Origin of the sequence: Cupriavidus sp. UGS-1 (assembly GCF_021213615.1) — a bacterium.
In the GTDB taxonomy this organism is placed as follows: Bacteria; Pseudomonadota; Gammaproteobacteria; order Burkholderiales; family Burkholderiaceae; genus Cupriavidus.
This window is the reverse complement of record NZ_JAJQJF010000001.1, coordinates 437,402-456,632: the sequence shown is the minus strand read 5'-3', so window position 1 is coordinate 456,632 and position 19,231 is coordinate 437,402. Positions and strand designations below refer to the sequence as shown.

15 protein-coding genes are annotated in these 19,231 nt (G+C 68.2%); 4 read left to right on the top strand and 11 right to left on the bottom strand.

What is annotated here, in order from left to right; genetic code table 11:
* Window positions 1-95: 95 nt before the first annotated feature.
* On the bottom strand, window positions 96-1,004 hold the full coding sequence (locus tag LRR16_RS01930) for a LysR family transcriptional regulator (RefSeq protein ID WP_023264403.1): 909 nt from the start codon (window positions 1,002-1,004) through the stop codon (window positions 96-98).
* A gap of 307 nt (window positions 1,005-1,311) precedes the next feature.
* On the opposite strand from LRR16_RS01930, the gene LRR16_RS01925 reads away from it, so the two are divergent.
* Together LRR16_RS01925 and LRR16_RS01920 are read left to right on the top strand one after the other, a co-directional pair.
* Window positions 1,312-2,271 carry a LysR family transcriptional regulator gene (locus LRR16_RS01925; protein WP_006577237.1) on the top strand — a complete coding sequence of 320 codons (960 nt, stop codon included), beginning with the start codon at window positions 1,312-1,314 and terminating at the stop codon, window positions 2,269-2,271.
* 127 nt (window positions 2,272-2,398) lie between these two features.
* Window positions 2,399-2,707 (top strand): hypothetical protein, encoded by a 309-nt coding sequence (locus LRR16_RS01920; RefSeq protein ID WP_006577238.1) that lies wholly within the window; start codon window positions 2,399-2,401, stop codon window positions 2,705-2,707.
* A gap of 241 nt (window positions 2,708-2,948) precedes the next feature.
* Here LRR16_RS01920 and LRR16_RS01915 read toward each other — a convergent pair whose 3' ends face one another.
* The 5 genes from LRR16_RS01915 to LRR16_RS01895 all read right to left on the bottom strand — a co-directional run bounded on the left by LRR16_RS01915 (window position 2,949) and on the right by LRR16_RS01895 (window position 9,779).
* Window positions 2,949-3,215, bottom strand: coding sequence for a hypothetical protein (locus LRR16_RS01915; protein ID WP_232204630.1), 267 nt, complete (start codon window positions 3,213-3,215; stop codon window positions 2,949-2,951).
* Window positions 3,216-3,271: 56 nt separating this feature from the next.
* Window positions 3,272-4,045 (bottom strand): fumarylacetoacetate hydrolase family protein, encoded by a 774-nt coding sequence (locus LRR16_RS01910; protein ID WP_232204629.1) that lies wholly within the window; start codon window positions 4,043-4,045, stop codon window positions 3,272-3,274.
* A 372-nt stretch (window positions 4,046-4,417) separates the two neighbouring features.
* Window positions 4,418-6,547 carry an acetate--CoA ligase family protein gene (locus tag LRR16_RS01905; RefSeq protein WP_232204628.1) on the bottom strand — a complete coding sequence of 710 codons (2,130 nt, stop codon included), beginning with the start codon at window positions 6,545-6,547 and terminating at the stop codon, window positions 4,418-4,420.
* Window positions 6,548-6,626: 79 nt separating this feature from the next.
* Window positions 6,627-7,856 (bottom strand): formyl-CoA transferase, encoded by a 1,230-nt coding sequence (gene frc, locus LRR16_RS01900; protein ID WP_064576927.1) that lies wholly within the window; start codon window positions 7,854-7,856, stop codon window positions 6,627-6,629.
* A 168-nt stretch (window positions 7,857-8,024) separates the two neighbouring features.
* Window positions 8,025-9,779 (bottom strand): thiamine pyrophosphate-binding protein, encoded by a 1,755-nt coding sequence (locus LRR16_RS01895; RefSeq protein ID WP_023264406.1) that lies wholly within the window; start codon window positions 9,777-9,779, stop codon window positions 8,025-8,027.
* Window positions 9,780-10,292: 513 nt separating this feature from the next.
* On the opposite strand from LRR16_RS01895, the gene sucC reads away from it, so the two are divergent.
* Entirely contained in the window at window positions 10,293-11,501 is a 1,209-nt protein-coding gene (gene sucC / locus LRR16_RS01890; protein WP_053824167.1) for an ADP-forming succinate--CoA ligase subunit beta, read from the top strand.
* A 1-nt stretch (window position 11,502) separates the two neighbouring features.
* Window positions 11,503-12,378 carry a succinate--CoA ligase subunit alpha gene (gene sucD / locus LRR16_RS01885; protein WP_232204627.1) on the top strand — a complete coding sequence of 292 codons (876 nt, stop codon included), beginning with the start codon at window positions 11,503-11,505 and terminating at the stop codon, window positions 12,376-12,378.
* Between the two features lie 134 nt (window positions 12,379-12,512).
* On the opposite strand, the gene LRR16_RS01880 is transcribed toward sucD, so the two are convergent.
* From LRR16_RS01880 to LRR16_RS01860, 5 genes are all read right to left on the bottom strand, one after another.
* On the bottom strand, window positions 12,513-13,718 hold the full coding sequence (locus tag LRR16_RS01880) for an acyl-CoA dehydrogenase family protein (RefSeq protein ID WP_232204626.1): 1,206 nt from the start codon (window positions 13,716-13,718) through the stop codon (window positions 12,513-12,515).
* Window positions 13,703-15,013, bottom strand: a complete 1,311-nt coding sequence (locus LRR16_RS01875; RefSeq protein ID WP_232204625.1) for an acyl-CoA dehydrogenase family protein — start codon at window positions 15,011-15,013, stop codon at window positions 13,703-13,705. The genes LRR16_RS01880 and LRR16_RS01875 overlap by 16 nt, the downstream gene beginning before the upstream one ends.
* Before the next feature lie 4 nt (window positions 15,014-15,017).
* On the bottom strand, window positions 15,018-15,947 hold the full coding sequence (locus tag LRR16_RS01870) for a tripartite tricarboxylate transporter substrate binding protein (protein ID WP_232204717.1): 930 nt from the start codon (window positions 15,945-15,947) through the stop codon (window positions 15,018-15,020).
* 134 nt (window positions 15,948-16,081) lie between these two features.
* Window positions 16,082-18,325 (bottom strand): acetate--CoA ligase family protein, encoded by a 2,244-nt coding sequence (locus LRR16_RS01865; RefSeq protein WP_232204624.1) that lies wholly within the window; start codon window positions 18,323-18,325, stop codon window positions 16,082-16,084.
* Window positions 18,315-19,136: an enoyl-CoA hydratase gene (locus LRR16_RS01860; RefSeq protein ID WP_232204623.1), complete on the bottom strand. Its 822-nt coding sequence runs from the start codon at window positions 19,134-19,136 to the stop codon at window positions 18,315-18,317. Before LRR16_RS01860 ends, LRR16_RS01865 begins: the two co-directional genes overlap by 11 nt.
* Window positions 19,137-19,231: the final 95 nt, after the last annotated feature.

Sequence of the window (19,231 nt, the reverse complement as noted above, 5' to 3'; positions counted from 1 at the left end):
CCCAGTATATGGTGCAACGCACCAGAAGTAAATATTCTGTATGTGATATATCAATAAACGCCCTGTTCTGTCGTTCCCGTGCCACAGGCCCCAACTTAGCCCGTCTTCAACGCCACATCCGGGCCCTCCTGCTCGGTAATCACGCGCCAGATGGCCGCGGCATTCGGCTTCAGCGACCGTCCCTTGCGGCGCACCAGCACGACCTGCATGGCGGCATGCGGCCGCAGCGGCAGCAGCACCACGCCGGGCGGAACGCCGGCCGCGCGGGCGCGCGACGGCACCACGCCCAATCCCTGTCGCCGCGCCACCATGCCGAGCACCGCGCAGAAATGGCCCAGGGGCCGATAGACCCGCGGGCGCACGTGGTAGGCGGCCATGGCGCGCTCGATCGCCCCCAGCATGCCCGACTGGCGATCCAGCCCGAACAGCTGCGCATCGTTCAGATCGCCCCAACCCAGCGCCTCGCGCGATGCCAGCGGATGGCCGGTCGGCAGCACCGCATGGAAGGTCTCCTCGTACAGCGGGTCGAACTGCAGCTCGGCGCAAGGCTCCGGATCGCTGACCACCGCGAAATCGACCTCGCCGCCGCGCACCGCATGCAGCGCCGCCTCGGGGCCGACATCGCGCAGCACGATATCGATGTCCGGCCACGCGCTCTGGCAGGCCTGCAGCCAGGCGGGCGCCAGCATCGACGACAGCATCGGCGCCACGGCCAGCTGCACGCGCCCATGCGCGGGCCGCGCGCTCGAGTGCGTCTCGTGCAGGGTCTGTTCGACCTCGTCGATCAGATGGCAGATGCGTTCGGACAGCAGCGTGCCGGCCTCGGTCAGCTCGACCTGGCGCGTGGTGCGGTCGAACAGGCGCAGGTCGATCTCCTCCTCCAGCTCGCGCACGCTGCGGCTGACGGCCGATTGCGTCAGTCCCAGTTCGGCGGCGGCACGGGTGAAACTGCGATGCCGCGCGACGGCGGCGAAGGCCTTCAACTGCGGAAGCGAGACATTCATCGTGGTCTCCTCTGGCACCGCCTGCCTCGTGGGCGCGCGGCCGCTGCCGGTGCCGCCAGCGTGGGACTGGCGGGGCAGCGCTGTGCTTTCTTATGTCGCCATGGTCGTCCGGCAGGGCTGCGCGGACGCCGACGGGTCCTTCGATGCTAGTGCAAACGACTATCCACGACGCCTTAACTTTTTTATTAAGATCATTGACGACCGTCTATGGATCGGCGGCGCTGTCGCAATGCACGCAACGTGCACCGCAGCGAAACGATCCCGATCACGCGCCGCAGCAAGCGCCGCGTCGACCGAAGAGGCCGCCATGAAAAACGCCACGCTGCGCCAGCTCAAGGTCTTCGAAACGGTGGCCCGTCACCTGAGCTTTTCGCGCGCGGCCGAGGAGCTGCACCTGACCCAGCCCGCGGTGTCGACGCAGGTGCGGCAGCTGGAGAACCATGTGGGCCTGCCGCTGTTCGAGCAGCTCGGCAAGAAGATCTACCTGACGCCGGCCGGCACCGAGATGCTGCACTACAGCCGCAGCATCATCCAGCAGTTCCGCGAGGCCGAGGACGCGATGGCACAGTTGAGCGGCATCGCGGGAGGCCGGCTCAATATCGCGGTGATCAGCGCCGGCGACTACTTCTTCCCGCGCGTGATTGCCGAATTCATGCGGCGACACCCCGGCGTCACGCTGAACCTGGCGGTGCACAACCGCGAGGAACTGCTGCACCAGCTGGCCGGCAACCTGACCGACCTCGCCGTGATGGTGCGCCCGCCGGCGGGGATGGATACCGTCAACGAATCGTTCGCGCCTCACCCCTACGTGATCGTCGCCGCGCCGGACCATCCGCTGGTCGGCAAGCGCAACGTGCCGCTGTCCGCGCTGGCCGACGAGGCCTTCATCTGCCGCGAGAAGGGTTCGGACACCTGGAACTCGATGCAGGAAGGGTTCGCGGCGCGGCTGCAGAACCTGCGCATCACGATGGAGATCAAGAGCACCGAGACGATCAAGCAGGCCGTGATCGCCAATATGGGCATCGCCTTCCTGTCCGCCCACACGGTGGCACTGGAACTGCGTACCGGCCATCTGGCGGTGCTCGACGTCGAAGGGTTCCCGGTGATGCTGAACTGGTACGTCGTCCATCGCAAGAACAAGCGGCTGCCGCCGGTCGCGCTGGCGTTCAAGCATTTCCTGCTCAGCGAAGGCGCGGCGCAGATCGATCGGATCACCGCGGTCGCCGGGCTGATCCGCGGCAAGGGCGCGGCAGCGGCCCGCGGCTGACCCGACCTTCGGTGGGCCATCCATAAACGATGGCTTATGGTTTTGCCGATCAACTTCAATTGTTGTTAATCGTTCGCGCCCCCTATGCTGCCTGCATGTCCCACCGCACCGGCACAAGGAGAGCGACATGGAACAAGCGCAGATCGAACGGCAGAACGACGTCACCACCACGGCCGCGGACCCCCAGATTCCGGTACAGGCGCAGCTCGCCGCCTACAACTCGGCCTTCGTCGAACTGGAGCTGCCCTTTCATTGGGACGAGGCGATGTACCGCTGGCTGTGCGGCGTGGTCGATTGCGAGCGCACGCAGATCGCGCACTACATCGAGACCTATCACGCGCATCTGCTGACCGCCTACGACGCGCCGTTCCTGAGCCAGCTGATCCTGGAGAAGAAGAACGGGTATCTGGACGCGATGGGCCGGCGCGTCAGCTGAATGGCCGCTTCGCGAACTACCACCTCGTTCGCGCGCACGCAGGAACCCAGCGTCGTTGAATGAAAGCCACTGGGTCCCCGCCTGCGCGGGGACGACTTGCTTGTATCGAACGACTTCGACGGTCGACTTCGACGAACGACTTCGACGAACGACTTCGACGAACGACTTCGACGAACGACTTCGACGAACGACTTCGACGAATGACTTCGACGAACGACTTCGATCGAACGACTTCGAGGAACTACTTCGCTTCGGAAGACCGCGCGCCGCGCACACCGCTGCGCGCGCCGATCGCGATCACCGCTGCCGCGACCGCGGCCAGCGCCAATCCCGCCAGCACCACCATCGGACCATTGCCGCCGGACAGCCAGGCGGCAGAGATGGCCAGCACGATGCCGCCGAGGCAACCCGCGTGCAGCGCGGCTGCACCGGCGTGACGGTAGCCGGCCAGGCCGGCCACCATCGACGCGCAGGCGAGCAGATAAGCCAGTTCTTGAGGGTCCGTCATGGCGGGCCTCCATCGCGACCATCGGGAACAAGGCCGGCGGCGCGTCGCCGCGCGGGCTAGCCGCCGACCGGATTGACCAGCGCACCGATGCCGTCGATGCGCACTTCGACGACCGCGCCGGCCTTCATCGAGCCCACGCCGAGCGAGGTGCCGCAGGCGATCACGTCGCCCGGCATCAGCGTCATGTCGCGCGACAGGCGGCTGACGATCTGCTCGGGCGTGAAGATCATGTCCGACAGCGGATAACGCTGGCGCTCGGCGCCGTCGAGCCGCGTGACCACGCTGGCGTCGCGCCAGTCGAAGCCCGTGACGATGGCGGGCCCCAGGCAGCCGAAGGTATCGAAGCCCTTGGCGCGGCACCATTGCGCGAAATTCGGATCCTCGGCGATCAGGTCGGCCGCGGTGACATCATTGACGACCGTATAGCCGAAGATATGCGAGGCCGCATCGGCGACCGGCACATCGCGGCAGACCCGTCCGATCACGATGCCGAGTTCGCCCTCGAACACGATCTTGCCGGCATAGCCAACCGGCCGCGCGATGGTGTCGCCGGGGCCCGCCAACGAGGTGCCAGGCTTGATCAGGAACAGCGGATGCTCCGGCTCGGGCTTGCCCAGCTTCTGCGCCAGCGCGCGGAAGTTGTTCCACAGCGCGACGATCTTGGACGGCTCGCATGGCGCGAGCAGGCTCACCTCGTTGCGCGGGAATGAAACGCCGGTGGGGTTCGGCGACGCATAGCCGGGGCCGTCGTATTCGAACACCCGCTCGCCATCGAGCCGGCCCATCCGTGACCGGCCATCGCCGGCGTCGAAGCGAATCCAGGTTTGCATGGGGGTCTCCTGTGGCGGGTGGTTTTTTTATGGGCGGTGTCGGGGCGCTGCCCTCTCCCCCGCCCCTCTCCCGCACGCGGGAGAGGGGACAGAACCGAGGGAATCGACAAATGCCATCAGCTCTCGCCCGGCGCTCCCCCTCTCCCGCAGGTCGGAGAGGGGAGAGAACCGAGGGAATCGACAAATGCCATCAGTTCTCGCCCGGCGCTCCCCTCTCTCCCGCAGGTCGGAGAGGGGAGAAAACCGGGGAGACCGGGAAATGCCATCAGCTGTCGCCTGACGCTCCCCCCTCTCCCGCCATTGCGGGAGAGGGGCCGGGGGAGAGGGCAAGCGGCGCCTCCCAACGCCGCCGCTCTCCCCTTCGCCGCAGCGTCAGATCTTGCCCGCGCCGCGCGCCCACTTGTACTTCGCGCCGAGCACCGCGACCGGGATCTCGGTTGAGTACGCGTAGGCCGGCACGCCATGCTGGTACAGGTATTCGGCGGCTTCCTCGACCTGCACGTCGCCGGCCAGCGAGGCGACGATCGGCTTCTCGATGCCCCTGGCCGCCATCTCCTCCTTGACCTCGACCACCAGCTTGGCGAACACCATCGGCGGCGTGATGATCGTGTGCCAGTAGCCCAGGATGATCGCGTGGATGCGTGGATCCTCCAGCCCCAGCTTGATCGTGTTGCGATAAGTGGTCGGCGGCTCGCCACCGGTGATGTCGACCGGATTGCCGGCCGCGCCGAACGGCGGGATGAACTTGCGGAAGGCCGCGTCCAGGTCCTCCGGCATCGTCATCAGCGACAGCCCGTTGTCAACGCAGGCATCGGACAGCAGCACGCCCGAGCCACCGGCGCCGGTGATGATCACCACGTTCTCGCCCTTCGGCGTCGGCAGCTTCGGAATGCCGCGCGCGAACTCGAGCAGGTCGCGCAGCGAGCGGGCGCGGATCACGCCGCATTGCTTGAAGACGTCCTCGTAGATGCGGTCGTCGCCGGCCAGCGCGCCGGTGTGCGAGCTCGCGGCGCGCGCGCCCAGGCTGGTGCGGCCGGCCTTGAGCACCACCACCGGCTTGACCTTCGACACGCGGCGTGCCGCCTCGGCAAACGCCCGCCCGTCCTTCAGGTCCTCGCAATGCTGCGCGATGATCTCGGTCTCGTCATCCTGTTCGAAGAAGGTCAGCAGATCGTCTTCGTCGATGTCGGACTTGTTGCCCAGGCCCACGATGGCGGACACGCCCATCCTGGCCGAGCGCGAGAAGCCGATGATGGCCATGCCGATGCCGCCCGATTGCGAGGACAGCGCGGCCTTGCCCTTGACGTCATAAGGCGTGCAAAACGTCGCGCACAGGTTCTTCGGCGTGTAGTAGAAGCCGTAGATGTTCGGCCCCATCAACCGGATGTTGTGCTTGCGCGCGATCGCGACGATCTCCTCCTGCCCTTCGACATTGCCGGTCTCGGCAAAGCCGGACGGAATCAGCACGGCGCCGGGAATGCCCTTGCGGCCGACCTCCTCCAGCGCCTGCGCCACCAGCTTGGCGGGGATCGCGAACACCGCCACGTCGATCTCGCCCGGTACGTCGAGCACGCTCTTGTACGCGGTCATGCCCATGATCTCTTCGGCCTTCGGGTGGATCGGATAGATCTTGCCCTGGTAGCCGCCGTTGATCAGGTTCTTCATCACCGAGTTGCCGATCTTGCCATCCTCGGACGAGGCGCCGATCACCGCGACGGTGTCCGGACGCATGATGCGGTTCATCTGCGCGACGATCTGCTCCTGTGTCGGGCGATAGCGCTGCGGCTGCGGCGCGTGGTCCAGCACGATGCGCACGTCGGCCGCGATCGCGCCGCTCGGGCTCGCGAACACCGGGTTCAGGTCCAGCTCGGCGATCTCGGGGAAGTCGGTCACCAGCTGCGACACGCGCTGGATCATGCTGGCCAGCGCCGCGCGATCGACGGGTTCGGCGCCGCGCACGCCCTTGAGCACCTGGGCGGCCGCAATGCCGTCGAGCATGCCGAGCGCGTCCTGCTCGCTCGCCGGCGCCATGCGGAACGTGATGTCCTTGAGCACCTCGACCAGCACGCCGCCGAGGCCGAACGCCACCAGCTTGCCGAACGACGGATCGGTGACCGCGCCGATGATCACCTCCTGCCCGCCGCCGATCATCTTCTGCACCTGCACGCCGACGATGTCCGCCTTGGCGTTGTAGCGCTTCGCATTATCGAGAATGGTGCGGTAGCCCTCCTCGACTTTCTGCTGGCTGTCCAGGCCGACCAGCACGCCGCCGGCCTCGGTCTTGTGCAGGATGTCGGGCGACACGATCTTCATCACCACCGGAAAGCCGATGCGGCCGGCGAGCTCGACCGCCTCGGCCGGCGACGTCGCCAGGCCTTCGCCCGGCACGGCAATGCCATAGGCATCGCAGACCAGCTTGCCTTCGGGCGCGGTCAGCGCGGTGCGTCCCTGTTCCTTGGCGGTGGCGAGAATATTGCGCACCGCGTCCTTGTCATACGCCATGTCAGACCTCCATTGGGTCATGGTTGCAGCGGAGTTTGCGAACGAAGGGCGGCGCCGGGCCGCCCAGGGCAAGGCGGCGTCAGACCGCGCCGGCCGCGCGCAGCGCCTCGATCTGCGCGGGCGTGCGGCCCAGCCATTCGAGGATCTCGGTGGTGTGCTCGCCCAGCAGCGGCGAGCGTTCGACCTGGACCGGCGATTCCGACAGGTTGATCGGGCAGCCCAGCTGCACGTAGCGGCCGCGCTGCGGGTGGTCGACCTCGACCAGATAGCCGCGCTCGTACAGCGAGCGGTCCTCGATCAGATCCTTCATCGACAGGATCGGGCCGCACGGCACGTCGACCTCGTTGAGCGCTTCCATGACCTCGAACTTGGTGCGCGTGCGCGTCCATTTCTCGATGATCGAGAAGCATTCGGGCAGGCATTTGAGACGCGCTTCCGGCGTGGCGAACTGCGGATGCGCGATCAGGTCCTCGCGCCCGCACAGCCGCATCAGCGGTTCCCAGCCCTGCGGTTGCACGATCACGTAGACGTAGTCGTTGGCCCCGCCCGGCGCGCAGCGCAGCGCCGCGCCCGGCTGCCCGCCGCCCGACGCATTGCCGGCGCGCGGCACGTAGTCGCCGAATTCCTTGTTGGGATATTCGCGCAGCGCGCCGGCCGACAGGCGCTGCTGGTCGCGCAGCTTGACGCGGCACAGGTTCAGCACCGCGTCCTGCATCGCGACCTCGACGCGCTGTCCCTTGCCGGTATGCTCGCGCTGCAGCAGCGCGGCCAGGATGCCGATCACGCAATGCACGCCGGTGCCCGAATCGCCGATCTGCGCGCCGGTCACGGTCGGCGGCCCTTCCTCGAAGCCGGTGGTCGAGGCGGAGCCGCCCATGCACTGCGCGACGTTCTCGTACGCCTTGCAGTCGGCGTACGGCCCGGGGCCGAAGCCCTTGATCGACGCGTAGATCAGCCGCGGGTTGAGCGCGCGCAGCCGGTCCCAGTCGAAGCCCGCGCGGTCGAGCACGCCGGGGCCGAAGTTCTCGACCAGCACGTCGCAGCGCTCGACCAGGTCCTCCAGCAGCGCCTTGCCTTCCGGCGTCTTCATGTTCAGCGTCAGGCTGCGCTTGTTGGAGTTCAGCATCGTGAAATAGAGGCTGTCGGCGTTCGGCACATCGCGCAGCTGGCTGCGCGTGATGTCGCCCCGGCCGGGCAGCTCGACCTTGATCACGTCCGCCCCCAGCCACGCCATCAGCTGCGTGGCCGACGGCCCCGCCTGCACGTGCGTCATGTCCAGGATGCGTACTCCTTCCAATGCCTTGCTCATGGCGTCGTCTCCTCGCCTCTATGGTGTGATCGTTCGTTGCACTGGAGCCAGGGCCGCGGCCGGGCCGGCGAGGGCGTGCGCCGCCCGCCGGATGCGGGGGCCTGGCGCAGATCCCCGCATCCGGTGTCGCACGCCGCGATCGCGCTGTCGGCCGGTGCCGGCAGCCGGCTACTTGTACATGGTCTGGTTCTTGGTGCCCGGGGCGTATTCGCGCGGATCGACCCAGATATTGATCACCGCGGACTTGCCGGTGCGGGCGATCGACTCGCGGCCGCGCTGCAGCGCGCCGGCGATCTGGGCCGGGTCACGCACCTCCTCGCCATAGCCGCCCAGCATCTGCGCGAACTGGCTGAACGGCACGTCCGACAGCAGGTTGCCGACGTTGCCGCGCGACTCGCCGTACTTGGCCAGCTGGCCGTAGCGGATCTGGTTCATCGCCGAGTTGTTGCCGATCACGGCCAGATACGGCACGCCGAAGCGGTTGGCGGTCTCCATGTCGAAGGCCGTCATGCCGAAGGAGCCGTCGCCGTAGTAGCACAGCACCTCCTTGCCCGGATTGGCCAGGCCCGCGGCGATCGCGAAGCCGGTGCCGACGCCGAGCGAGCCCAGCGCGCCCGGGTCCATCCACTGGCCGGGATTGCGCGGCCGCACCGCCTGCGCCGAGATCGTGACCACGTCGCCGCCGTCGCCGATGTAGATCGTGTCCTCGCCGAGGAAGTTGTTCAGTTCGTAGGCGACGCGATACGGATGGATCGGCGTGTTCTCCGACAGGAACAGCGGCATCAGCTTCTCGGTGGCGACGCCTTCGGCCTCGGTCAACTGGCCCATCCACTTCTGGCGCGCCTGGCGCTTGTCCTGCTTGATGCGGCCGCTGGCGGCCTGCAGCACCGCGCCGAGGATCGCGCCCGGATCGCCGACCAGGCCCAGGTCGATCTCGCGGTTCTTGCCGACGGTGCGGTAATCCATGTCGATCTGCACCAGCGTCAGCTCCTTGCTGATGCGCTTGCCGTAGCCCATGCGGAAATCGAACGGCGTGCCGACGATCACCAGCACATCGGCGTTGGCGAAGGCCTGCGAGCGCGTGCGGTCGAAATGATGCGGATCGCCCGGCGGCAGCAGCCCGCGGCTGGCGCCATTGAAGTAGCCCGGGATATCGAGGCCGCGCAGCAGCGCGATCGCTTCCTCGTGGCCGCGCGCGGTCCACACCTGCTGGCCGAACAGGATGGCCGGACGCTCGGCATTGACCAGGATGTCGGCGAGCTTCTCGATGTCGCGCGGATCGCCGATCGACTTGGTCGACGCGCGATAGTGGCCGGGGCGCGGCACCACGGCGCGGGCAATCTCGACTTCGCGGTCGAGCACGTCGCGCGGAATCTCCAGATAGGCGGGCCCGGGCGCGCCGTTGAAGCATTCGCGCGCGGCCATCGAAATCATGTCGGCAACGCGTTCGGTACTCGGGATGGTCGCGGCGAACTTGGTGATCGGCGCCATCATGTCGACGTGCGGCAGATCCTGCAGCGACCCCATCTTGTGCTGCGTCAGCGCGCCCTGCCCGCCGATATGCAGCACCGGGCTTTCCGAGCGGAAGGCGGTGGCGATGCCGGTCACGGCATTGGTGCAGCCCGGGCCGGCAGTGGTCACCACGCAGCCGAGCTTGCCGGTCTGGCGCGCATAGCCATCGGCCGCATGCGCCGCGACCTGTTCGTGACGTACGTCGATGATGCGGATCCCTTCGTCGACGCAGCCATCGTAGATGTCGATGATGTGGCCGCCGCATAGCGTGAAGATGGTGTCGACCCCTTCGTTCTTCAGCGCCCGCGCGACCAGATGGCCGCCCGACACGATGCCGGCATCCCGGCTCTTCTGCTTCAGGGTGTCATCGGCCGTCGTCGATTCCGGCCGCAGCGATACGACTGCAGACATGTGTTGGTCTCCTCGTTGGACTCCGGGCGGCCCGGTTGTGTGGGCACGCACCGCTTCACCTTCTTCTCGGCAGGGCTGCCGGCTTGCGACGCGAATCGATCGTTTCGGGCGATCTTGATGACATACCGTATGTGATATATCAAAGGTCGGCAAGGAGAAAATGTGGGAAAGGCGGCGAATTTCGACGACGCAACGCAGCAAAACAGCCTTTTTCTTGCCGATAAATTCGCGCAACTTCTATAAACACTGTCGCTTAGTGGCCGCCCGCATCAATGTCGATTCCGTTGGCCTCCGTGTACCGCGGGGCCGATAATTCGCCTTGTTGTGCGTTGATATATTACATACCATATTTCGACCAGCGGTCGAACCTGAAGCCGCTGGGTTCCCGCCTTCGCGGGAACGACGAGGGAGTGGCGTCGTCCCCGCGAAGGCGGGGACCCAGCGTCTTTCGCCCCACGCATGCAGTTCTGTTCGGGCTTCAGACAACGACGTATCCAAACCAGTGAGGAGACAGTGAACATTCACGAATATCAGGCCAAGGAGCTGCTGCGGCGCTACGACGTCGCCGTGCCGCGGGGCGCGGTTGCGTTCACGCCGGACGAGGCAGCCAACGCGGCGCGCACGCTCGGGGGCCCGCTGTGGGTCGTCAAGTCGCAGATCCATGCCGGCGGCCGCGGCGCCGGACGCTTCCAGAACGATCCCGGCGGCAAGGGCGGCGTGCGCGTGGCGCGCTCGCTCGAGGCCGTGCGCGAGGAAGCCGGCAAGATGCTCGGCGCGGTGCTGGTCACCAAGCAGACCGGCGCGGCCGGGCGCGAGGTGCGGCGGCTCTATATCGAGGAAGGCTGCGACATCGCGCGCGAGCTCTATTTCGGCATGCTGATCGACCGCGCGACGTCGCGGATCACGCTGATGGCATCGACCGAAGGCGGCATGGACATCGAGGAAGTCGCCGCGCACACGCCGGAGAAGATCCTGAAGCTGGCGATCGATCCGGCCACCGGCATCCAGCCCTTCCACGCGCGGCGGCTGGCCTTCGGGCTCGGCCTGCGCGGCAAGCAGGTCGGCGAGGCCACGCGGCTGTTCCTGGCGGCCTATCGCGCCTTCACCGAACTGGACGCGTCGATCGTCGAGATCAATCCGCTGGTCGTCACGCACAGCGGCCACGTGATGGCGCTGGACGCCAAGTTCAACTTCGACGACAACGCGCTGTTCCGCCATCCCGATATCGAGGCGATGCGCGACGAGGCCGAGGAGGACCCGGCCGAGACCGAGGCCGCGCGCCATGCGCTGAACTACGTCAAGCTCGACGGCAATATCGGCTGCATGGTCAATGGCGCCGGCCTGGCGATGGCCACGATGGACATCATCCAGCTGCACGGCGGCAAGCCGGCCAACTTCCTCGATGTCGGCGGCGGCGCGACGCGCGAGCGCGTGGCGACGGCATTCCGGCTGATCCTGGCCGACCGCAATGTCGAAGGCATCCTGGTCAATATCTTCGGCGGCATCATGCGCTGCGACGTGATCGCCGAGGGCGTGGTCGCGGCCGCGCGCGAGGTCGATCTGACCGTGCCGCTGGTGGTGCGGCTCGAAGGCACCAACGTCGAACTGGGCAAGGCGATCCTGCGCGATTCCGGATTGCCGATCGTGTCGGCCGACGACCTCGCCGATGCGGCGACCAAGGTTGTCGCGGCCACGCGCAACACCAAGCGGGGAGGACATTGAGATGGCCGTGCTGATCGACAACCACACCAGGGTGCTGTGCCAGGGCCTGACCGGCGCGCAGGGCAGCTTCCACACCGAACAGGCGCTGGCCTATGGCACGCAGATGGTCGGCGGCGTGACGCCCGGCAAGGGCGGCGAGACCCACCTCGGCCTGCCGGTGTTCGATACCGTCGCCGAGGCGGCCCAGCGCACCGGCGCCCTGGCCTCCGTGATCTACGTGCCGCCGCCGTTCGCGGCCGACGCGATCCTCGAAGCGGTCGACGCCGGCCTCGAGCTGGTGGTCTGCATCACCGAGGGCATTCCGGTGCTCGACATGGTGCGGGTCAAGCGCGCGCTGTCCGGCTCGCGCACCCGGCTGGTCGGTCCCAATTGCCCGGGCGTGATCACGCCGGGCCAATGCAAGATCGGCATCATGCCCGGCCATATCCATCGGCCCGGCAGGATCGGCGTGGTGTCGCGCTCCGGCACGCTGACCTATGAAGCGGTCGCGCAGACCAGCGCGGCCGGGCTCGGACAGTCGACCTGCATCGGCATCGGCGGCGATCCGGTCAACGGCACCAACTTCATCGATTGCCTGAAGCTGTTCCTCGAGGACGACGACACCGAAGGCATCATCCTGATCGGCGAAATCGGCGGCTCGGCCGAAGAGGAAGCCGCGCAGTTCCTGCGCGAGTCCGGCAGCGACAAGCCGGTGGTCGGCTTCATCGCCGGCACCACCGCGCCGCCGGGCCGGCGCATGGGCCATGCCGGCGCCATCATCTCGGGCGGCAGCGGTACCGCCGATGCCAAGATCGAGGCAATGCGCGCCGCCGGCATCCATGTGTCGCGCTCGCCGGCCGAGCTCGGGCAGACGATGGCGAAGGCGTTGGGGGTGTAGCGCCGTCGCGCTGCGAACGGCCGCCGTGGCGCGATGCAGCGGCGGCCGTCCTGCCGCCGCCGTCCTGCCGACGCCGTATTGCAAGCGCCGCACCACAGGCGCCGCACCACAGGCGCCGTACTGCAGTCCCCGTACTACACGCCGACCACGCTCCTGGCGATGATCCCCAGCTGGACCTCGGCGGCGCCGCCGAAGATCGTGAAGGCCCGGCTGTTCAGGTACTCGGGCAGCACGGTACCGACGATCTCGTCGTCCGGATTACCGCCCTCAGGCAGCCCCGCCACGTCATCGCGCCAGCGCTGCCCCTCCAGCCCCAGCATCTCCACGCCCAGCTCGCCGATCTGCTGCTTGAGCCGGCTGGCGCGCAGCTTCAGCATCGACGACACCGGACCTGGGCTCTGACCCGGCATCAGCTGGCCCAGCGTCTTCAACTCCAGCATCTCGAAGGCATCCAGATCGGCGCAGACCTCGCCGAAACGCGCATGCAGCAGTTCGCGCTGCGCGCTGTCATGGCGCAGGCCGCCCGCCTGCAGGACCGCCATCGCGTCGCCGACGCGCATCAGTTGCGAGCGCAGCCGCGGGCTGAAAATGCCGGCGCCGCGCTCGAACTCGAGCAGGTAGCGCGCGCATGCCCAGCCGGCGTTTTCCTCGCCGATGCGGTTGGCCTGCGGCACGCGCACCTCGTCGAAGAACACCTCGTTGACGTCGTGATCGCCGCCGATCGTCGCGATCGGACGCACGGTAATGCCGGGCGAATCCATATCGATCAGCAGGAAGCTGATGCCGTCCTGCCGCCGGCCCTCGTTGCTCGTACGGACCAGCGCGAACATCCGGTTGGCATGGTGCGCGTGCGTGGTCCACAGCTTGGAGCCGGTGACGATGTATTCGCCGCCATCGGGCACCGCGCGCGTGCGCAGCGCGGCCAGGTCGGAGCCGGCGCCGGGCTCGGAGAAGCCCTGGCACCAGTAGTCCTCGCCGGACAGGATCCGTGGCAGATAGTGCCGCTTCTGCGCGTCGGTGCCGAAGCGCAGGATCACCGGCCCGAGCAGGCGCACGCCCATCGGATGGACCAGCGGCGCACCGGCCAGCGCGCACTCGGTCTCGAAGACGAAGCGCTGCAGCGGGCTCCAGCCTGTACCGCCCCACTCCTTAGGCCACAGCGGCACCAGCCAGCCACGCTCGCGCAGCATCGCCTGCCAGGGGCCGGAGATCTCGGGCTCCGGATACATCGCCGTGGTCAGCCGTTGGCCGCGGCGCAGCTCGGGCGTCAGCCTGTCGCGCAGGAAGGCGCGCACTTCCTCGCGAAACGCCGCGAGCTCGGCAGTCAGTTGCAGATCCATGTCGTGGTCGCCTCGGCGCAAGATCGATCGGAAGACGGCAGGGTGCGGCTGTCGCGCCAGGCCCCGGACGCGAGCATCGCGCGGCCGTAGCGCGCGGCATGCCACGACGGGCTGCCGTCCTGCTGCTGGAAGCGCGTCAGCTTGCGGAACAGGCCGGCGATCGGCAGTTCCTCCGAGACGCCCATGCCGCCATGCAGCTGCACCGCTTGTTGCGAGACGTAGCTGGCCGCGCGTCCTACCTTGGATTTCGCCATCGCGGCCAGCGCGACGGCATCGGTTGCGTCCCGCAGCCCCGCGTCGACGCGCAACGCCGCGAGCTCGCAGGCCGCGATCGCTTCCTCGCAGCACACCGCCATCTCGGCCAGCGTGTGCTGCACGCTCTGGAAGCTCGCGAGCGGACGGCCGAACTGCTCGCGCTGGCGGACATAGGCGGCCGTGCGCTCGAAGGCGGCCTGCATCGCGCCGCAGGCCTCCCAGCACAGCGCGATCGCACCCTCGGCCAGCAGGCGGTGCAGCACCGGGGCGGCATCGCCGCCATCCCCGGCGCCCAGCATCGCGTCGGCCCCGACATGGGCGCCGTCGAGCCACACGTCGGCGGCAGCGGTGCCATCGACGGTATGGCAGCCATGCAGGCGCAGCCCTTCGGCGACGGAATCGCGCATCGGCACAAGGAACAGCGCTTGACCGTCGCGTTCCGCATCGGCGTCCGGCTTCGGCGCCCTTCCCTCGTTCTCGATGCGAGCGCTGACCAGCAGGGCGTCCGCGCCATCGGCGTCGGGCACCAGCAGCTTGGCGCCGTGCAGCCGCCAGCCGCTGCCTTCGCGCCGCGCCACCGTCGCGCGCGGGGCCCACGGGTCGTGGCATTGCGGTTCGTCGTGGGCCAGCGTCAGGCGGCGGCTGCCGTCGATCACCGCCGGCAGCCACCGATCACGCTGCGCCGGCGTGCCGATCGCCGCCAGCATGCGCGCCGCCAGCAGGATGCCGCCGTGGTACGGCATATTGACGCCGTACCGGCCGAAGGCACGCATCAACAGCCCCGTTTCGACCGCGCCGCCATCGAAGCCGCCGGCATGCGCGGGCAGCGGCAGTCCCAGCCAGCCCATCTCGGCAAAGGCGCGCCACATCGGCATCCATCGCAAGTTGTGTCTTGATTCGGGTCCGGATTCGGGTCCGGGTTCGGGTCCCGATTCGGGTCCTGCCTCGTACCACGGCCCCGTGACCTCGGGCTGCCGCGACAGGAAGTTCAGCGCGCTCTCCTCGATCAGCCGCTGTTGTTCGTTCAGCGTCAGCTGCATCGGCTCAATCCGCCTGCGCGCCGGACGCCTTGGCGACCTTGGCCCACTTCTGCGCGTCCTGCTTGATGAAGGCCGCGAACTGCTCCGGCGTATTGCCGATGATGTCCAGCCCCAGCGCGCGGAACTGCTCGCGCAGGCCCGGGTCCTTCAGCGCCTGCTGGGTGGCGGCGTAGACGCGCTTGACGACCTCGGGCGGCGTGCCGGCCGGGGCCAGCAGGCCCAGCCAGGGCATCGCCTCGTAGCCGGGCAGGCCCGACTCGGCGACCGTCGGCAGATCGGGCAGCGTCGCCGAGCGCTTCGCCGTGGTCACCGCGAGCGCGCGCACGCTGCCGCTCTTGATGTGCGGGGCCGACGATGCGTACGCGTCGAACATCACCTGCACATTGCCGCCGACCAGGTCGTTCAGCGCCGGCGCGCTGCCCTTGTACGGGATGTGGGCCATCTGCACGCCAGCCATGGTCTTGAACAGCTCGGCCTCCAGATGCGTCGAGGTGCCGGAACCCGCGGAGCTATAGCTGACCGACTTGCCGCTGGTCTTCAGATAGTCGATCAGCTCCTTGACGTTGTTCACCGGCAGCTTGGCGTTGACCTCGAGCACATGGACGACCGAGGCGACCAGCGTGATCGGCGTGAAGTCCTTGACCGGGTCGTAGCCGACCGTCTTGAACACCGCCGGCGCGATGCCCAGCGACGACGCGGCCATCAGCAGCGTATAGCCGTCGGGGGCCTGCTTGGCGACGTAGTCCGAGGCGATCACGGTGCCGGCGCCGGGCTTGTTCTCGATCACCACGGGCTGGCCCAGATGCTGGCGCAGCCGTTCGCCGAGCGCGCGCGTCATGATGTCGGCGGCCCCGCCTGGCGTGAACGGCACGATGATGCGCACCGGCTTGGACGGATAGGCGCCGGCGTCGGCGGCACGGGCGCCGGGCAGCATGGCAAGGGTCAGTGGCAGGGTCAGCGCCAGGGCGGCGATCCAGGGTCTGGTGGTCATGGTCAGTCTCCTCTCGATTGTCGTTGTGTTGCGCTTCGTTGCTTCGGCTTTGATGCCCGCGCGGTGCTTGCCGGTGGCTATTCGCGCTTCGGCACGATCAGGGCATCGAGCATCGCCACGCCCTTGCCTCTGTCGCGCACCAGCAGCGGATTGATCTCGACCTCGTCGGCCGCATCGCCGAGCGCCAGCACCGCGTCCGAGAACGCCGCGATCGCCTCGCAGGCCGCGGGCACGTCGCACAGCGGACGTCCGCGAAAGCCGTCGAGCAGCGGGAACGCCCGCAGCTCGCGCAGCATCTGCTCGGCGGTGCCCCGGTCGACCGGCAGCAGCCGATGGCTGACGTCACGGTACAGCTCGGTCAGCACGCCACCGAGGCCGACCGTCAGCGTCGGCCCGAACACCGGGTCGCGCACCGCGCCGACGATCAGCTCGACGCCGCCGCTCAGCATCGGCTGTACCAGCACGCCGTCGATGCGGGCCTGCGGCGCATGCTGGCGGACGCTGGCCAGCATTTCCGCGCAGGCCGCGCGCACGGCGTCGGCATCGCCGAGATTCAGCCGCACGCCGCCGGCCTCGGTCTTGTGCGGCAGGTCCGCGCTCAGCACCTTCAGCACGACCGGGAAGCCCAATTCCAGCGCCGCGGCGGCGGCCTCGTCGGCGTGCCGCACCACGTAACCCGGGATATCGCCGACACCGTACGCGGCCAAGTAGCGGCGCGCCGCTTGTTCATCGCAGGGCAAGGCCGGCGGCGCCGGCATGACGGCCGCCCGTTCCCTCTCCCCAGCCCTGTCCCGCAAGCGGGAGAGGGAGCCGGTTGCCGCAAGCGCGACCGCTGCTTCGGAGGACGATGGCTCCTCCCTGAGCGCTGCCATACCGGCGGCGTTCTCCCCTCTCCCGCCTGCGGGAGAGGGGTCGGGGGAGAGGGTAAGCAGCGCGCGCCAGGGCCGCCGGGCACGGCGTTCGTGCCATTGCAGCAGCGGCGGCAGCGTCTGCATTGCCATGCCGATATCGGTCATCACCGGGACGCCATGCGCGCGCAGGTCGTCGCGACGGGTTGCGCGGCCGGTGTCGATCGCCAGCAGCAGGCGCGGATGGGCGGCGGCCGTGTCGATCAGGTCGTCGGCCATGCGGTCCAGCAGATAGCCGGGCGCGTAGACGATCACGGCGTCGATCGCGTCGCTGGTCGCCAGCGCGGTCAGCGCGGTGCGCACGAAGCCGGGGTCGTTGACGACATTGCCGGTCACGTCGACCGGGTTCGACACCATGCCGTAGTCGGGAATGCCGGCACGCAGCGTCTGCTGCAATGTTTCCGGCAAGGTCGGCACCTCGAGGCCCGCGCCGATGCACTTGTCGGCCAGGATCGCGCCGACCGCGCCCGAGATGCTGACGATCGCGACGCGGCGGCCGGCGCTGCGCCGCCGGTAGCGCGCCAGCTCCGCCAGATGCGCCATCTGCGCGAAGTCCTGGCATTCGATCACGTTCAGCTGCGCAAAGGCGGCGCGATAGATCTGCTGGTTGCCGGCCAGCGCCGACGTATGCGAGCGCACCGCCTCGCGGCCCTTGTCGGTCTCGCCGGCCTTGAACACGATCACCGGCTTGTCGGCCTCCGCGCAGGCGATGGCGGCGTCGATGAAGCGCGCGCCATTGCGCAGTTCCTCGATATAGCCGAGCACGACATCGGTATCCGGGTCCTGCGCGAGGAACTGCAGGTACTCGGCGAAATCGAGGCACGCCTCGTTGCCGGTATTGATGAACTGGCTGAACGACACGCCCAGCTCGCGCGCGATCGCGAACACCGCGGCGCAGACATTGCCGCTCTGCGTCAGCAGGCTGACCGTGCCCCGTTCGCGCTGCGGCGGCGCGGTGCGAAAGACCGAGGCGAACGCGGTATAGGCGTGCGTGTTCAGATTGGCGAAGCCCATGCAGTTGGGACCGGCGACCGCCATGCCGGTGGTCCGCACGAAGGCTTCCATCTCGCGCTGCAGCGCGGCCCCGCCCTCGCCCGCCTCGGCAAAGCCGGCCGCGTAGACGATCGCGGCGCGGATGCCGCGCGCATGGCAGCGCTCGAGCATCGGCGTGACCTGCTCCGCGCCGATCGCCAGCACCGCCAGGTCGATGCCTTCGGGCAGCGCCTCGATCGACGGATGGCAACGCAGCCCGAATACCGTGTCGTACTTCGGATTGACCGGATGGATGTCGCCGCGGTAGCCGAAGCGCGTCAGCAGATCGATCGGCATGCCGCCGATGCGGCCGGCGTCGTCGCTGGCGCCGACGATCGCGATCGAACGCGGATTCAGCAGCGGGTCGAGCTTATGCGCCATGTTCGCCGCTCCGCGCTGCGCGGGCCGGGCCCGACTGGATCGCCTTGGCCAGCCCCGCATCGCGTGCCCGCAGGAAGCCTTCGCTCAGGTGCGACAGCTGGTGCGTATCGAAGTGGGCCGACAGCGCCGAGCGCAGCCCCTGCGCATCGAGCGTCCGGTTCAGCGACCGCTTGATCAGCCGCAGGCCGAACGGCGGCGCCTGCGCAATGCGCGCGGCCAGCGCCAGCGCCTCGTCGTCGAGCGCGGCGTCGGGCACCACCCGATTGACCATGCCGATGCGCAGCGCTTCCGCGGCATCGACCCGGCCGCCGGCAAACAGCATCTCCTTGGCCTTGCGAAGCCCCATCACCCAGGGATGGATCAGCACCTCGGTGGCCGCGGCGCCCAGCGTATGGCCGACCGGATCGGAGAAATAAGCCGATTCGCCGGCCACGATCAGGTCGCACATATTGGCGATCATGAAGCCGCCGGAAACGCAGGCGCCCTGCACCTGCGCGACCGTCGGCTTGGGGAAGTCCCAGATGCGCAGGCAGTAATCGAAGTAGCGCCGGCTCTCGTAGGCCCAGCGCTCCTCCACCGTGAAGTCGGCGCGCTTCGCCTGCGCTTCCTTCAGATCGTGGCCGGCCGAGAAATGGCTGCCGCGTCCGCCGATCACCACCACGCGCACGCCGTCGTCCTGCTCCGCCGCCTGCAGCGCGGCGTCCAGTTCGTCCAGCATTTGCTGGCTTTGCGCATTGCGCGCGCTCTCGCGCGACAGCCACAGGCGCCGTACCGCGCCTGTCTGCTCGATCTCGATGGTGGCATCGCCCATGCCGGTCTCCTTGTCTTGTGTTGTGGTTGGTCTTGTCGTCAAACGAGGGCCAGTGTAGAAAGCAGGGTTTCTACAATACAAACTTATCCGCACCA

Coding starts and splice junctions, on each gene's coding strand:
- LRR16_RS01870 (WP_232204717.1), bottom strand. CDS start 15,947: ATGCTGCCCGGCGCCCGTGCCGCCGACGCCGGCGCCTATCCGTCCAAG.
- LRR16_RS01860 (WP_232204623.1), bottom strand. CDS start 19,136: ATGGGCGATGCCACCATCGAGATCGAGCAGACAGGCGCGGTACGGCGC.
- LRR16_RS01920 (WP_006577238.1), top strand. CDS start 2,399: ATGGAACAAGCGCAGATCGAACGGCAGAACGACGTCACCACCACGGCC.
- LRR16_RS01925 (WP_006577237.1), top strand. CDS start 1,312: ATGAAAAACGCCACGCTGCGCCAGCTCAAGGTCTTCGAAACGGTGGCC.
- LRR16_RS01915 (WP_232204630.1), bottom strand. CDS start 3,215: ATGACGGACCCTCAAGAACTGGCTTATCTGCTCGCCTGCGCGTCGATG.
- LRR16_RS01930 (WP_023264403.1), bottom strand. CDS start 1,004: ATGAATGTCTCGCTTCCGCAGTTGAAGGCCTTCGCCGCCGTCGCGCGG.
- sucD (WP_232204627.1), top strand. CDS start 11,503: ATGGCCGTGCTGATCGACAACCACACCAGGGTGCTGTGCCAGGGCCTG.
- LRR16_RS01880 (WP_232204626.1), bottom strand. CDS start 13,718: ATGGATCTGCAACTGACTGCCGAGCTCGCGGCGTTTCGCGAGGAAGTG.
- LRR16_RS01910 (WP_232204629.1), bottom strand. CDS start 4,045: ATGCAAACCTGGATTCGCTTCGACGCCGGCGATGGCCGGTCACGGATG.
- LRR16_RS01895 (WP_023264406.1), bottom strand. CDS start 9,779: ATGTCTGCAGTCGTATCGCTGCGGCCGGAATCGACGACGGCCGATGAC.
- LRR16_RS01875 (WP_232204625.1), bottom strand. CDS start 15,013: ATGCAGCTGACGCTGAACGAACAACAGCGGCTGATCGAGGAGAGCGCG.
- LRR16_RS01905 (WP_232204628.1), bottom strand. CDS start 6,547: ATGGCGTATGACAAGGACGCGGTGCGCAATATTCTCGCCACCGCCAAG.
- LRR16_RS01865 (WP_232204624.1), bottom strand. CDS start 18,325: ATGGCGCATAAGCTCGACCCGCTGCTGAATCCGCGTTCGATCGCGATC.
- frc (WP_064576927.1), bottom strand. CDS start 7,856: ATGAGCAAGGCATTGGAAGGAGTACGCATCCTGGACATGACGCACGTG.